Source organism: Alphaproteobacteria bacterium, from assembly GCA_040905865.1.
In the GTDB taxonomy this organism is placed as follows: Bacteria; Pseudomonadota; Alphaproteobacteria; order UBA8366.
In genome coordinates this window covers 21,204-34,842 of sequence record JBBDQU010000072.1, presented here as the reverse complement: position 1 = coordinate 34,842, position 13,639 = coordinate 21,204, and the positions used below count along the sequence as shown (strand labels likewise).

Sequence of the window (13,639 nt, the reverse complement as noted above, 5' to 3'; positions counted from 1 at the left end):
GTTAATCTCCGTCTTTCTGTTTGCTGAACTTCGTTAATATATTGCGCGCCATCGGAACCGTGACCTTCTTCTGTTCCGCGAGCGCCTGCCGGTCCAGTGCCGCCACCAGCGCATGCATCGCCGAGAAACTGCGCTCCATCCTTGCAAGCAGATAAGTTAGCACATCCGGCCCGACCGGAAGCTGGCGGTCGTCAAACAGCTTGACCAGTACGGCCGCCAGCAACGTGTCATCCGGGCGCCCCACGGCGACGGCCGGCGCCGCGGTCAGCCGGGACCTCAGGTCGGGCAACGCCAGCGACCATCGCGACGGCGCGCTTCGCGACGTAATCAGCAGGTGGCCGCCGCGCTCCGCAACCGCATTGTAAAAATGAAGGAATGGCGTTTCCTCGAATCCTGGGGCAACACCGTCAACGATCCAGCATTTTCCGCCATCGTCGAAAGCCGCCAGGGGCTGCGCCGCGATATCGGTATTCCGGACAACCCGCGCGCCGGACCGCGCCCGCCAGACTTCCGCCATATGGGTCTTACCGCTGCCGGCCGGTCCGTGAATGATCAGGGCCGGCGCCGGCCAGTCCGGCCAGCGATCCAGCCAGCCGACCGCGTCGCGGTTGCACGGCGCCAGAAAGAAATCGCCCGCGCCGAGCGCCTGCCTGTGCGGAAGGTCGAAAACCAGTTGTTCGATCACGTGCCGCCTTCTTCCTCTTCCCGTGGCTTCCCTTCAGAATCGTATAGCGGGCTGTCCAGATACTGGCCAAGCAGGAAGCGGGTGAGAACCCCGATGACTACCATGACCGGGACGGCGATCAGAACGCCGAGAAATCCGAACAACACCCCGCCCGCCATCAACGCGAAGATGATCCAGACCGCATGCAGCCCGACCCGGTCGCCAACCAGCTTCGGCGTGACGAAATTACCCTCCAGGACCTGTCCGACCACAAAGACCGCCGCCACGAGCAGGACCGGAACGACTTCACCGAATTGCGCAATCGCAATGCCCATGCCCACCACGAATCCGAACAGCATGCCAAAATACGGAACGAATGAAATCAGGCCCGTCGTGAAGCCGACGACAATTCCGAAATCGAGCCCGACGACCGTCAGCCCCACGGCGTAAAAAATGCCCAGCAGCAGGCACACAAGCGCCTGCCCGCGCGCGAAACCGGCCAGGGTATCGTCAATAAGGCGGACCTGTTCGCGAATAATCTCGGCCTTTTCGCGCGGCAGCCAGCTGTCCACCCGCGCAATCATCACATCCCAGTCCCGCAACAGGTAGAAGGTCACGACGGGCGTGATGACAACAAGCGACAGCAGCGTAAGGAACATACCGATTCCGCTGACGATCCCCCTGGCAAACCCGGCCATGTATTTCAGCATCGGGTCAGTCGCGGATCCCAGCATTTCCTGTAATTTGCCAATGTCTTCTTCCGACATGCGGCTTTCAACGAATCCCGTCAACTGGCCGGCCTTGTCCCGCAGGGTCGCGACATAGCCGGGCACCTTCTCGACGAATTCGATGATCTGGGCCGTAATTAGCGGCGTCAGCAGCAGGATGATCAACAGCATGATTACAAAGAAGAGCGCCGTGACCAGGGTCGTGGCGAGCATTCGCGAAAAGCCCCTTGCCTCAAGCCTGTCGCAGACGGGATCGAGAATATAGGCGATCGCCATACCGACGACGAACGGCAGCAGAATATCGCGCAGCAGAAATATCAACGCGATAAACACGAGCAGGCCGGCGGTCCAGGCCATGGCGCGTTGTGCGGTCGTCATCGTTCTTTCCCGGAAGATTTGCGACGCAGCAACCTATCCGCTTTTTCGGTCGCCGACCATTCCGGCGGCACGACGCGAACGCCGAAGACCCAGCGCCCCAGGTAGGCCAGCCCGGAAAGCACCGTTGTCACGCCGACAAGCACGCTCAACGTTGGCAGCATGCCGAAATCCGGGAGACCTATACCTTGATTCGCCAGCACGGCGCAGACCAGCATGATCTGCATTAATGTATTGAGTTTGCTTATAAAAAAAGGTCTCATTTCAATCGGGTTACCGAGCGCGTGAAACATTACCGTGCCGCCGACGATCAGCACATCGCGAAATACGACCAGTATAACCAGCAGAGTATCGATATATCCGGCCTGGCCAAGCGTGATATACGCGCTGACCAGCAGCGCCTTGTCGGCAATCGGGTCCAGGTAGGTGCCCAACCGGGTTACCAACCCATACCGTTTGGCGATGAACCCGTCCAGCCCGTCCGAAACGCCGGCTGCGACGAAGACCCAGAAGGCCGCCTCCAGAAATCCGTACAGGATCAGCCAGACCAGAATCGGCACCGCGAACAAGCGCAGCAGGGTGATTAGATTCGGAATACTGCCGACGAAACCGCCGGAACCCACTGCCTAGTTGCCCCTGTCTGCGTGCAGGGTCCAGCGGGCATCCTGGGCATTGTAGCGAAGGTCGAGATCCTGCTGCGCCAACGCCAGGCGAAGCTGTGCCGGGTTCCCCACATAGGATAATGTCACCTCAGCAAAAGCGACTGACAGACGCACGACCCGGACCTGTTTCATCCCGGCTATGCCGCGCAGCCGACCCCGAATATCGAGCCAGGTCTCGAGGCTGTCCAGCGGGATATATAGCGCCATGCTGTTTTCAACGCCGTGCTCCAGCAGGTTGTCGCGCTTCCACGATTCATTCGCCTCATCCGCCAGGGCCCGCGCGGCGCGATCCAGAAACGTATCGCGCGGTTCCTCCGCGACGGCGTCAAACCGCCGAACCCCCGTCTGCTGCTGCACGCCTTCATAAAACAGGGTCGACACGGTCTCAAGGCGCATTGCGCCGTCACCCGGGCTGATCTGAAGATTCGCGGCGACAACCATCACATTACGGGTATCGTACCTGGCCCCGATTTCCACCAGCCTGTCCGCCTGTCCCTGAAGGGCCTGTTCTGCGCCGATGACCGCAATATCCTGCAGGTCGCCAACCGGCACGACCAGCGGCAGCAATACGTTGCCTAGGCGCTGGCGCGTCCAGGCGGCGAACCACGGATTGGGATCGTCCCACAGGCTGGAGACCCCGGCGGATTGGAATACCGGCAGGACGAGTACGGGCTGGCTCGCCGTTTCCGCGTAAGGAATATTCGCCTGGCGCAACAGGGCGCGCACCGCATCGGGCTTGAAGCGGGTGGTCAAGGTAGCGATATAGCGGCCGCCGCCAAATTTTTCGCTTTCGATGGAATAGTCCCGCACCATCTGCGTGACCGCCTGGGCGTCCACCGCCGGCAACCGGTCATGATCGGCGCGAAGCGTCATGCGCATCAGCAACTGGCGAAGCGCTGCCTGCTGTCCGCGCGCAATACCGATCGCCTTCGCCTTCAATTCGTCTTCGGCCTGCGCATCGACCGGTACGCCGGTCACGGTGAAGGCATCGGCGGCGCGTGCGCCGACGGAAACGGTTAGCGCAATAGCACAGCCGAACAGTACAATTGCGAAAGAGATTGGCCGGAAGAGCCGGTGGAGCATTGCAAAGCATCCCGGATCAAGTATTTTCAGCCCAATGTATAGCCGTTTGCCTGTGAGGATGCCATAGTCAGCGATTTTCCGACCAAAGGCCTGACCTACCGCGACGCCGGTGTCGATATCGATGCCGGGGACGCCCTGGTCGAGGCCATCAAGCCCCTCGCCCGCAGTACGGCGCGCGCCGGCGCCGATGCCGCCCTGGGCGGTTTCGGCGGGCTGTTCGACCTGAAAGCGGCCGGTTTCCGGGATCCCGTCCTCGTCGCGGCAACCGACGGCGTGGGGACAAAGCTCGCCATCGCCATCGCCGCGAACCGGCACGATACCGTCGGTATCGACCTTGTCGCAATGTGCGTAAACGACCTTGTCGTCCAGGGCGCCGAGCCACTGTTCTTCCTCGATTATTTCGCCAGCGGCAAGCTGGACACGGGCATTGCCGCAACCGTGGTCAGCGGAATTGCGGTTGGCTGCCGACAGGCCGGCTGCGCCCTGATCGGCGGCGAAACTGCGGAAATGCCGGGCATGTACGCCGATGGCGATTACGATCTCGCCGGGTTTTCCGTCGGCGCGGCGGAGCGCGAGTCGATTCTGACCGGCAAATCGGTCACCGCGGGCGACGTCATTCTCGGGCTGGCGTCGAGCGGCGTACATTCGAACGGCTATTCGCTCGTCCGGCGCATTGTCGCGCAGTCTGGGCTGGATTTTGCCGACGAAGCTCCCTTCGCGCCGGGAACCGGCCTCGGCGACGCCCTACTGACGCCGACAAGGATATATGTGAAAAGCTGCCTCGCCGCGCTGAAAATCGGCGGTATCCGGGCCTTCGCCCATATTACCGGCGGCGGCCTGACCGAAAACCTGCCCCGCGTGCTGCCGGATGGCCTGGCCGCGGCTTTGAACCCCGCGTCATGGCCGACGCCGCCGATTTTCGACTGGCTCGCCCGGCAGGGCGACATTTCTGACGGGGAAATGCGCCGGACATTCAATTGCGGTATCGGCATGGTCGTTATCGTCGACGCCCGGTCGACCGTGGCCATCCGTTCCGTAATGGAACACGCCGGTGAAGACGTCTTCGAGATCGGCCGAATCGTACCGCGCAACGGTGGCACCGCCGTGACTTTCGCCCCGGACATCACCCCTTAATGCTCCGCGTCGCGGTTCTCATTTCAGGCCGGGGCAGCAACCTGCAGTCCCTCATCGACGCCTGCCGGCAGGACGGTTTTCCGGCGCGGATCGTCGGCGTCATTTCGAACCGCGCCGATGCCCTCGGCCTGCAACGTGCCGCCGCAGCCGGAATCGAAACCGCGGTGATCAGCCACAGCGACTACGCCGACCGCAGCGCTTTCGATGCAGCGCTGGATACGCGGATTCGCAAATTCGAGGCCGAACTGGTCTGCCTGGCGGGATTCATGCGGCTCCTCACCGCCGCATTCGTGGACAGCTGGCGCGACCGGTTGATCAATATCCACCCGTCGCTGCTGCCTGCCTACAAGGGACTCGATACGCAGCAGCGCGCCCTGGACGACGGCGTCCGGATTTCCGGCTGTACGGTCCATTTCGTCCGGCCGGACATGGATACGGGGCCCGTCATCGTCCAGGCGGCGGTGCCGGTTTTCGACGAAGACGACGCGGACAGGCTGACCGCCCGGATCCTGGCGCAGGAGCATGTCATCTACCCGCTGGCCGTGAAGCTGATTGCCGAGAAACGGGTGCGCGTCGCCGGAAACCGGGCGATGGTGGACCTGCCTCCGGGCCCCGAAAAGGCGTTGATATGCCCGTCAGCCGTCGTGTAAATTCGCCCTTCACGGGATACGAAAAGACCGGATTCAGTTGCCGCATCAGTTAATTGGGAGAGAACCGATCATGCATAAGTTGGAGTTCAAGGATGCGCCGAGGGAAAATCTCCAGACCTGGAGCATGCTGGTGAAACTGCTGGGTTGGGGCGCCGCAGCCACGGCCGTATTCCTGCTGATCCTGGCAGCGGCGATGACATAGATCTGACGACACTTGTAACTGATCGGTCCAGTGGAAAACAGGTTACGGCGGCGAATTCATTCGCCGCCGCGTTTCCCCGATTTCAGCCGACGATTTCGGTCTGGCTGAAGAAGAACGCTATTTCCTGCGCGGCCGTTTCGGGCGCATCGGAACCGTGTACGGAATTTGCTTCCACGGATTCTGCGAAATCCTTGCGGATCGTGCCCGCATCGGCGTTTGCGGGATTGGTCGCGCCCATGATCTCGCGGTTTCGGGCAATGGCGTTTTCGCCCTCGAGGACCTGCAGCACGACGGGACCGGAAATCATGAAGGCGCACAGGTCACCGAAGAACGGGCGCTCGCGATGCACGCCGTAAAACGACTCCGCCTGCGCACGGGTCAACTGCGCGCGCTTCTGCGCCACGATGCGAAGCCCGCCTTCTTCAAACCGGGCGTTGATGGCGCCGGTCAGGTTACGGCGCGTAGCGTCCGGCTTGATGATCGACAAAGTACGTTCAACGGCCATGGATCTGGTTCCTTCGATTGGTTCTGATATGGGTATTCGGGCGAATTTGGGCGGCGTTATAGACGGCTAATCTCGGGGGAGCAAGGGCGCCTCCAACTGCCGGAGACGGATGTGGTTCAGGCGTCGTCCATGGTTCCGCCGGTATTGGCTTCGGCCTTTTTCTCCCAGGCGCCGTGCTCGGATTGCTGCCAATAGGTCAGGTGATGCCCGGCGGCAAGGTATTCGCGCCACCTGTCGCGCGCCGCGGCGACTGCTTCGTCGTCATGACCGTCAAACAACTCGCAGGCCAGGTCGAATTCGGCTATTCGGGACGACACCGCGCCATCTGTCAGGAACAGGACTGTGGCGCCATTCGGATTTTCGTCCGTTTCGGTCAGCCAGACAGGCTGCTCCGCCGCATTGCCGTCCACCGCGCTGCCATGCGGCAGGAAACTGTCGTTGCTGTATGTCCACAGTTGCCCGTTCAGAGCCTCGACCCGTTCGGAAGAACGCGCCATCACGACGGCCCGCCAGCCCCGCGACCGCGTCCGTTCCAGCAACTGCGGCAGCGCCCGGTCCAGCGCGGTTTGCAGCAGGTGATAAAACCGAATTTCCGTCACGTCGTTCGCCGTACCGGCCGGAACGTCCGGCGCTCATCAGTCTTCGTAATAATCCCGGACAAGCCGGTCGAGTAGCAACACGCCATAGCCGGTTCCCCCTTTCGGAACCGTATCGGTGTCCTTCGTCGACCAGGCCATCCCGGCGATATCGAGATGCGCCCAGGGCGTCTTGTTGACGAAGCGCAACAGGAACTGCGCTGCGGTAATCGACCCGGCTGGCCGGCCGCCGACATTCTTCATGTCGGCGATATCGCTGTTGATCTGCTTGTCATAGGCTTCGTGCATCGGCAACCGCCAGACTTTCTCGTTGGTCGCGTTGCCAGCCGCTGTGAGGTTTTCGCTCAACGTATCGTCATTGGAGAACAGACCCGCATATTCATGGCCGAGACCCATGATGATCGCGCCCGTCAGGGTCGCGAGGTCCACAATGAACTGCGGCTTGAAACGATCCTGCGTGTACCAGAGCGCATCGGCGAGAACCAGTCGCCCTTCGGCGTCGGTATTGATCACTTCTATTGTCTGGCCGGACATCGACGTCACCACATCGCCGGGCCGTTGCGCATTACCGTCCGGCATGTTTTCGACAAGTCCTAGGATGCCAATGACATTGGCCTTTGCCTTGCGGCCAGCAAGCGCCTTCATCAGGCCCGCAACCGTGCCGGCGCCGCCCATGTCCCATTTCATGTCTTCCATGCCGGCGCCCGGCTTCAGCGATATGCCGCCGGTATCGAACGTGACCCCCTTGCCGACAAAGGCAATCGGCCGCTTTGACGCCGCCGCCCCGTTCCACTGCATGATCACCAGCTTGCTTTCGCGCTCGGAGCCCTGGCCGACGCCCAGTAGCGAGCCCATGCCAAGCTTCGCCATCTGCTTTTCATTCAGCACCTCGACCTTGACCCCCAGCCTGGTCAGTTCCTTGGCGCGGTTTGCGAAACTTTCCGGGTAGAGCTCGTTCGGAGGCGCCGAAACCAGATCGCGGGTGAACCACACACCATCGGCAACAGCGTCCAGCGCCTGGAACATACCGCGCGCCGCGCCAGCACCCTTGAGCCGCAGGGTCAGCGATTTCAGCGTCGGCTTCTTGTCCTTGGGTTCCTTTGTCCGGTAGCGGTCATAGCGGTAGCCTTTCAGCCGCACCCCCAGCGCGATCTGGGCCGCAACACCCGCTGCTTCTTCAAGGTCGTTATCCAGCAGGATATGCGCGTCTTTTTCACCCACATTGTTCATATGCGCGCAGATACGACCACCCAGCGCCTGTTGCGCAAGCTCGTCCAGGCCGCTCCCATATCCGACCAGCAGCACCCTGCTGTTTTTGATGCCGGCGGGCGCCAGAATTTCAAGTGACTGCCCCTTGGCGCCGGTGAAACGGCTCGCCGAGATCGCGCGCGCCACGGCGCCGGCAGTCTTCTTGTCGATGTCTTCGGCGGAGGGTGTCAGGACGGCGCCCTCCTTTACGCCCACTACGACGGCGCCGGATGACGGGAAACCAAGCGAGGCGAAAGAGATTTTCATGATTTGCTCCAGACTGACACGAGGCGGCCAAATATTCGGCACGGCATATTCGATTGCCGCCGGACACCGGCGCCGCCACCCTTCCGCCGCAGTCTAACCGGGTTCCGGCGGAAAGGAAATGAAACGCAAGGCGCCGACCGGGTAAAGCATTCGAAATGGCCTTGCATTTGCGGTTCACCGGGCATAAACGCGTCGCATGAATTCTCCCCGACTTTCCGCGCTGGTCGTCGCGCATAATGAGGAAGGACAGCTGGCCGACTGCCTCCAGGCACTCCGCTTCGCGGATGAACTGGTCGTCGTGCTGGACAAATGCACCGATGGCTCGAAGGCCATCGCCGAGAAGATCGCCGACCGGATCGTCGAAGGCAGATGGGATATCGAGGCTGAACGCCAGCACGCGGGAATCGACGCCTGTACCGGCGACTGGATACTGCATATCGATGCCGATGAAAGGGCGACGCCGGAACTGGCAACCGAAATCAGAACCGCCATCGAAGGCGCCGCACCGGGCTATTTTCTGATACCATTCGACAATTACATCGGTGACCGGCTGGTGCGATATGGCTGGGGCGGATCGTTCGGCGTCAGCGCCGCTGCGCGCCTGTATACGGCTGGCGCGAAGCGGTTCGGGGGACAGGCAATCCATCCCGAAGTCATCATGACCGGCGAGAAACGCCGGCTGAAAACCCCGATCATTCATTATCACGACCGCGATATCTCCGACATGATCCAGCGCTTCGACCGCTACACGACCATGAAGGCCCGCGACCTTCGTGCGGCAGGCGATATCGGCACGTTCCGCAGCAATTTTCGCCGCGTTTTTACGCGCTTTTTCAAGTGTTACGTGCAGCGCAAGGGTTACCGGGAGGGTTATTACGGATTCCTGATCGGCCTTTTCGCCGGCCTGATGCCCCTGATCGCGCATCTGAAGGCCCGGCTGGAAAACGAATAGGAGCCGCCGCAGGGGCGGGCTACCGGTCTGCGAGCACGATAATCAAGGCGATTCGCCACCCCGCCACGGCTCGACACGGGACCCGGCAGCGTAAACCAAAGATTTGATTCCGGTCTTTACGGATTCTAAAAAAGGATAGAATATCAGATCGTTCCGGGCTAATACTCATCCGGCATAGAATGAATGGGCAATGAATTTTCTGACGCGTTACATCCTCAAACAGATCCTCATCGCGACGGTATTCGTTTCGGTAATTCTGTGTTTTGCGATCTGGCTTACCCAGTCGCTGCGTCTTGTCGACCTGATCATCAATCGCGGTCTGCCGCTTTCGATGTTTGCGTATTTGGCCTCGCTGCTGCTTCCGCGGTTTCTCACCATTGTCCTGCCAATTGCCATTTTTTGCGCCACCCTGTTCACCTACAACAGACTGACGACCGACAGCGAGATCGTCGTCATGCGTTCGGCGGGCGTCAGCCAGCTGACGATTGCCCGGCCGGGATTGTTCGCCGGCGCACTGGCCGCTGTCGTCATGGCGGTTATCAATCTCTATCTGCTTCCGGTGTCGTATCGCGAGTTCAAGGAATTGCAGTTTGAGATCCGGAACGACTACAGCAGCATCCTGCTACAGGAAGGCGTATTTAATTCGCTCGGAGAAGGAGTCACCGTCTTTATTCGCGACCGCACGTCGGACGGCGAATTGCGCGGTATCCTGGTGCATGACAGCCGCGACAGCAGCCGCGACCAGGTCACGATGATGGCCGAACGCGGCGCCATCGTGCAGTCCGAGGAAGGCCCGCGCGTCATTCTGATCAATGGCAACCGGCAACAATTCGACCGGTCGAAGGGCGAAATGTCTCTGCTGTATTTCGACCGGTATGTCGTCGAAATCGGCAACAGCCCGGAAGCAAGGGAAACCCGCTACCGCGATCCGCGCGAACGGTTCCTGCCGACCCTGCTGTTTCCCGGAAATTCGCCGGATGAACAGCACAACCGGGACAAGCTGATCGCGGAAGGCCATAATAGACTGACGATGATCATGCTGCCTGTTACCTACAGTGCAATCGGCATCGCAATGCTGCTGATCATGCCCTTCAGCCGGCGCGGGCAGACGAAAACGATCCTGATTGCTATCGCACTGGTCACCGTTGTCGCGATCGGACAGGTCAGCATGAATAATCTGGCTACACGCTACGCGGCCGCCATTCCGGGCATGTATCTGGTGACTATCGTACCCTTGCTGATAGCCATCTACCTTCTGTTCGGACAGTCGCGCAGGCGCGACATTCCAGCCTCCCTTCCGGCGCAATAGGCAATGGCCATGGTATTGTCAGCAACACTGTCGGCTTATCTGGCGCGTCATTTCGGCTTCTGGCTGGCCAGCGTCTTCGCGGGTATTACAGCGGTCGTCCTGATGTTCGACATCGTCGAAATGCTGCGCAGGTCAGCCGACAAGGAAGATGTCGCCCTTTCAATCGTGATCCAGATGAGCCTGTTCAAACTGCCGCATCTAATACAGCAGATGTTGCCTTTCTGCATTCTGTTCGGCGCGACGCTCGCGTTCTGGCGACTGTCCAGGGCCAACGAACTCGTCGTTTCGCGTGCGGCGGGGATCTCCGTCTGGCAGATTCTGGCACCGACGATCTGCATCGCACTACTGGTCGGCGTCTTTCAGGTCACCGTCTTCAATCCCGTCGCAGCAGTGATGCTTTCCAAATTTGAAAAGCTCGAATCCCAATATCTCAATCAGTCCACCAGCCTGTTGTCGGTCTCGAGCGGCGGATTGTGGCTGCGGCAATCCGACGTCGGCGGGCAATCCGTCATCCACGCCACCCGGGTGGCCCAGTCGGATATGTCGCTCCAACAGGTCACGATCTTCCTGTATGAAGGCGAGGATCGGTTCACCGGACGGATCGACGCGGAAAGCGCGCAACTCAAGGATGGTTACTGGGATATCTCGAATGCCTGGATTTCGCAGCCTAACACAACCACCTATCACGTCGACCGTTACCGGCTGAACACGGATCTCACACTGAACAAGATCCTGGACAGTTTCGCATCGCCCGAAACACTGTCGTTCTGGGAACTGCCCTCGTTCGTCGCAAATCTGGAAAGCGCCGGGTTTTCCGGCCTCCGGCACAAGTTGTACTGGCAGTCGCTGCTGGCCAGCCCTGTCCTCCTCGCGGCCATGATCCTGATAGCCGCGATATTTTCGCTGCGGACCACGGGACGCGTCGGCGCTTCGGCTTCGATTGCCGGCGCCGCCTTCAGCGGTTTTTTGCTGTATTTTGCGTCCGACCTTGTATACGCACTCGGTCAGTCAGCGAGCATTCCCAGCACACTCGCGGCATGGGCGCCCGCCGGCGTTAGCGGGCTTCTCGGCATCGCCATGCTGTTTCATTTCGAGGACGGATGATGGTGTTCCATTGTCGCATATTCGCCGTTATCGGTCTTCTGCTTGCCATATCGTTTTCGGCGACGGGTCAGGACCTGAACATACCGGTGCTGATTCAGGCGGATGAATTGACGCAGGATCAGGAACTGGGCAACGTCGTCGCCAGGGGAAATGTCGAAATCACCCAGGGCGAGCGGCTGCTGTTTGCCGATACGGTCAGCTACAACCAGAAAAGCAATACAGTCACCGCTTCGGGTAATGTCATTCTGCTGGAGCCGGGAGGGGATACCGTATTCGCCGACTACGTCGAACTGACCGAGTCCATGCGGGATGGCGTCATCCATAGAATCAAGATTCTGCTGGCGGATAACAGCCGGTTTGCCGCCAATTCCGGCCAACGGACGAACGGAAACCGGACAGTTTTGAGCAAGGCTTTATATTCGCCCTGCGAGGTCTGCAGGGAAAATCCCGAAAAGGCACCATTGTGGCAGATCAAGGCCAACACGATTGTACATGACAAGGCCGCGCAGGAAATTCGGTACAAGCATGCGTGGATGGAAATATATGGCTACCCGGTTGCCTACACGCCATATTTTATGCACCCGGACCCGACAGTCGACCGGAAGAGCGGCTTTTTGACGCCGTCATTCGGGTCCAGCGGCCAGTTGGGCGCCTTCACGCAGGTTCCGTATTTCTGGGCCATCGACAACAGCAAGGATATCACCTTCGCACCGATAATTACCAAAGGCGAAGGCGTCGTATTCGCCGGAGAATACCGGCAGCGATTTGATTCGGGCATCATCGAATTTTCAGGCAGCCTCGCGGAGGCGGATCGGCGGATCGGCTCGAATGTTGTCGAGGAAATCCGGAAAGACGAAATCCGCGGTCACGTTTTTGGCCATGGCAGGTTCGATATTGACGACACCTGGCGCACCGGTTTTGACGTAGAACGTGCCACCGACCGCAGCTATCTGCGCACATTCAAATTTTTCGGCAGCCCCGGCAATTCACTGGAAACAAACGCGTTCATCGAGGGATTCCGCGGACGCAATTATGCGGCCGGCAATATATTCCTGTTTCAGGATCTGCGCAGCGGATTGCGGCCGAACACGCCAAAGATCGCTCCCCTGCTCGACTTCAATCATGTCGGCCAGCCGTCCCGTTGGGGAGGGAAGTACGTGATCGACGCCAGCTTCAGATCGCTGTACCGCGGGGACAGGTCGGATGTGCAGATGATGTCGCTGGAAATGGGCTATGAACTGCCTTTCATCGCCGATGCGGGCCATATCACGACCTTCAGCGCTAGCCTGCGCAACGACCTCTACCATGTTGAGCACAACAGCGCCGCAATTTCGGAAGATGACGGGTTTACTGGACGCATATTTCCGCAGGTCTCGGCCCATTGGCGATACCCGTTCGTTCGGAATTCCGGTTCCAGCAGACAACTCATAGAGCCGATCGCAGCAGTCGTTCTCGCCCCCAATGGCAGCAATCCGGGCGCCATCCCCAGCGAGGACAGCACGGTTGTGGAAATCGACGACACCAACATTCTCAGCGCCGACCGTTTCCCCGGTATCGACCGGGTCGAAAGCGGTCAAAAGGTTGTATACGGCCTGAATATGGGGGTGTTCGGCGCCGGGGACGGCCAGACGACAGCGTTCATCGGCCAGAGCTACCGGATTCATGCCGATGAGGATCTCGCCAATCAGTTCGGCATCGAACGCCATGTTTCCAATATCGTTGGGCGCGTCGACGTCCGCCCGAACCGCTACCTCGATCTTCTTTATCGCTTCCGCGCCGACGACGACGCATTGGATTTCGTACGTAATGAATTGGGGTTTACCGCCGGCACGGATGCATTTCGGATCAGCAGTAACTATCTGTTCATCGCCGCAGATCCGAACGAGGCGGCGCTGGAGGAACGGGAAGAAATCCGCATTTCAGCGCAATCGAAGATTAACGATTTCTGGACCGTATCCGCCCAGACCCATCGGGACCTCGACAGCAATGGGGGAACACTTTTCAGCGGAATGCGTATAACCTATGAAGATGAATGCGTCATATTTACCGCGGATGCGGAACGCCGATTTACAAGGGACGCGGATTTCGATCCGGCAGATTCCATCATCTTCCGGGTATCCTTCAAGCATCTGGGCGCGGTTGCATCACAGGTGTACTAGC

The 13,639-nt window shown here is 59.9% G+C and carries 14 protein-coding genes; 7 read left to right on the top strand and 7 right to left on the bottom strand.

The window, feature by feature from the left end; translation table 11 throughout:
- Position 1: 1 nt before the first annotated feature.
- From WD767_16030 to WD767_16015, 4 genes are read right to left on the bottom strand one after another with little or no spacing between them, the layout of a single operon-like run.
- Positions 2 to 685: a DnaA/Hda family protein gene (locus WD767_16030; protein ID MEX2617598.1), complete on the bottom strand. Its 684-nt coding sequence runs from the start codon at positions 683 to 685 to the stop codon at positions 2 to 4.
- On the bottom strand, positions 682 to 1,770 hold the full coding sequence (locus WD767_16025; protein MEX2617597.1) for an AI-2E family transporter: 1,089 nt from the start codon (positions 1,768 to 1,770) through the stop codon (positions 682 to 684). Before WD767_16025 ends, WD767_16030 begins: the two co-directional genes overlap by 4 nt.
- Positions 1,767 to 2,390, bottom strand: a complete 624-nt coding sequence (locus tag WD767_16020) for a CDP-alcohol phosphatidyltransferase family protein (protein ID MEX2617596.1) — start codon at positions 2,388 to 2,390, stop codon at positions 1,767 to 1,769. The genes WD767_16025 and WD767_16020 overlap by 4 nt, the downstream gene beginning before the upstream one ends.
- 3 nt (positions 2,391 to 2,393) lie before the next feature.
- On the bottom strand, positions 2,394 to 3,512 hold the full coding sequence (locus WD767_16015) for a DUF2066 domain-containing protein (protein ID MEX2617595.1): 1,119 nt from the start codon (positions 3,510 to 3,512) through the stop codon (positions 2,394 to 2,396).
- 63 nt (positions 3,513 to 3,575) lie between these two features.
- On the opposite strand from WD767_16015, the gene purM reads away from it, so the two are divergent.
- The 3 genes from purM to WD767_16000 all read left to right on the top strand — a co-directional run bounded on the left by purM (position 3,576) and on the right by WD767_16000 (position 5,498).
- Positions 3,576 to 4,646, top strand: a complete 1,071-nt coding sequence (gene purM, locus WD767_16010; GenBank protein MEX2617594.1) for a phosphoribosylformylglycinamidine cyclo-ligase — start codon at positions 3,576 to 3,578, stop codon at positions 4,644 to 4,646.
- Complete coding sequence (gene purN, locus WD767_16005; protein MEX2617593.1) at positions 4,646 to 5,296, top strand: phosphoribosylglycinamide formyltransferase; 651 nt, start codon at positions 4,646 to 4,648, stop codon at positions 5,294 to 5,296. Before purM ends, purN begins: the two co-directional genes overlap by 1 nt.
- A gap of 70 nt (positions 5,297 to 5,366) precedes the next feature.
- Complete coding sequence (locus WD767_16000) at positions 5,367 to 5,498, top strand: hypothetical protein (protein MEX2617592.1); 132 nt, start codon at positions 5,367 to 5,369, stop codon at positions 5,496 to 5,498.
- An 82-nt stretch (positions 5,499 to 5,580) separates the two neighbouring features.
- Here WD767_16000 and ndk read toward each other — a convergent pair whose 3' ends face one another.
- From ndk to WD767_15985, 3 genes are all read right to left on the bottom strand, one after another.
- Positions 5,581 to 6,003, bottom strand: coding sequence for a nucleoside-diphosphate kinase (gene ndk / locus WD767_15995; protein MEX2617591.1), 423 nt, complete (start codon positions 6,001 to 6,003; stop codon positions 5,581 to 5,583).
- 116 nt (positions 6,004 to 6,119) lie between these two features.
- Positions 6,120 to 6,602 (bottom strand): DNA polymerase III subunit chi, encoded by a 483-nt coding sequence (locus WD767_15990; protein MEX2617590.1) that lies wholly within the window; start codon positions 6,600 to 6,602, stop codon positions 6,120 to 6,122.
- A gap of 36 nt (positions 6,603 to 6,638) precedes the next feature.
- Positions 6,639 to 8,114: a leucyl aminopeptidase gene (locus WD767_15985; GenBank protein MEX2617589.1), complete on the bottom strand. Its 1,476-nt coding sequence runs from the start codon at positions 8,112 to 8,114 to the stop codon at positions 6,639 to 6,641.
- A 196-nt stretch (positions 8,115 to 8,310) separates the two neighbouring features.
- Between WD767_15985 and WD767_15980 the strand changes: the two genes are divergently transcribed.
- From WD767_15980 to lptD, 4 genes are all read left to right on the top strand, one after another.
- The gene (locus tag WD767_15980) at positions 8,311 to 9,066 is read left to right on the top strand and encodes a glycosyltransferase family 2 protein (GenBank protein ID MEX2617588.1); all 756 of its coding nucleotides are present in this window, start codon (positions 8,311 to 8,313) and stop codon (positions 9,064 to 9,066) included.
- Positions 9,067 to 9,256: 190 nt separating this feature from the next.
- Positions 9,257 to 10,375 carry an LPS export ABC transporter permease LptF gene (lptF, locus tag WD767_15975; protein MEX2617587.1) on the top strand — a complete coding sequence of 373 codons (1,119 nt, stop codon included), beginning with the start codon at positions 9,257 to 9,259 and terminating at the stop codon, positions 10,373 to 10,375.
- Between the two features lie 9 nt (positions 10,376 to 10,384).
- Complete coding sequence (gene lptG, locus WD767_15970; GenBank protein ID MEX2617586.1) at positions 10,385 to 11,479, top strand: LPS export ABC transporter permease LptG; 1,095 nt, start codon at positions 10,385 to 10,387, stop codon at positions 11,477 to 11,479.
- Positions 11,476 to 13,638 carry an LPS assembly protein LptD gene (gene lptD, locus WD767_15965; GenBank protein MEX2617585.1) on the top strand — a complete coding sequence of 721 codons (2,163 nt, stop codon included), beginning with the start codon at positions 11,476 to 11,478 and terminating at the stop codon, positions 13,636 to 13,638. Before lptG ends, lptD begins: the two co-directional genes overlap by 4 nt.
- Position 13,639: the final 1 nt, after the last annotated feature.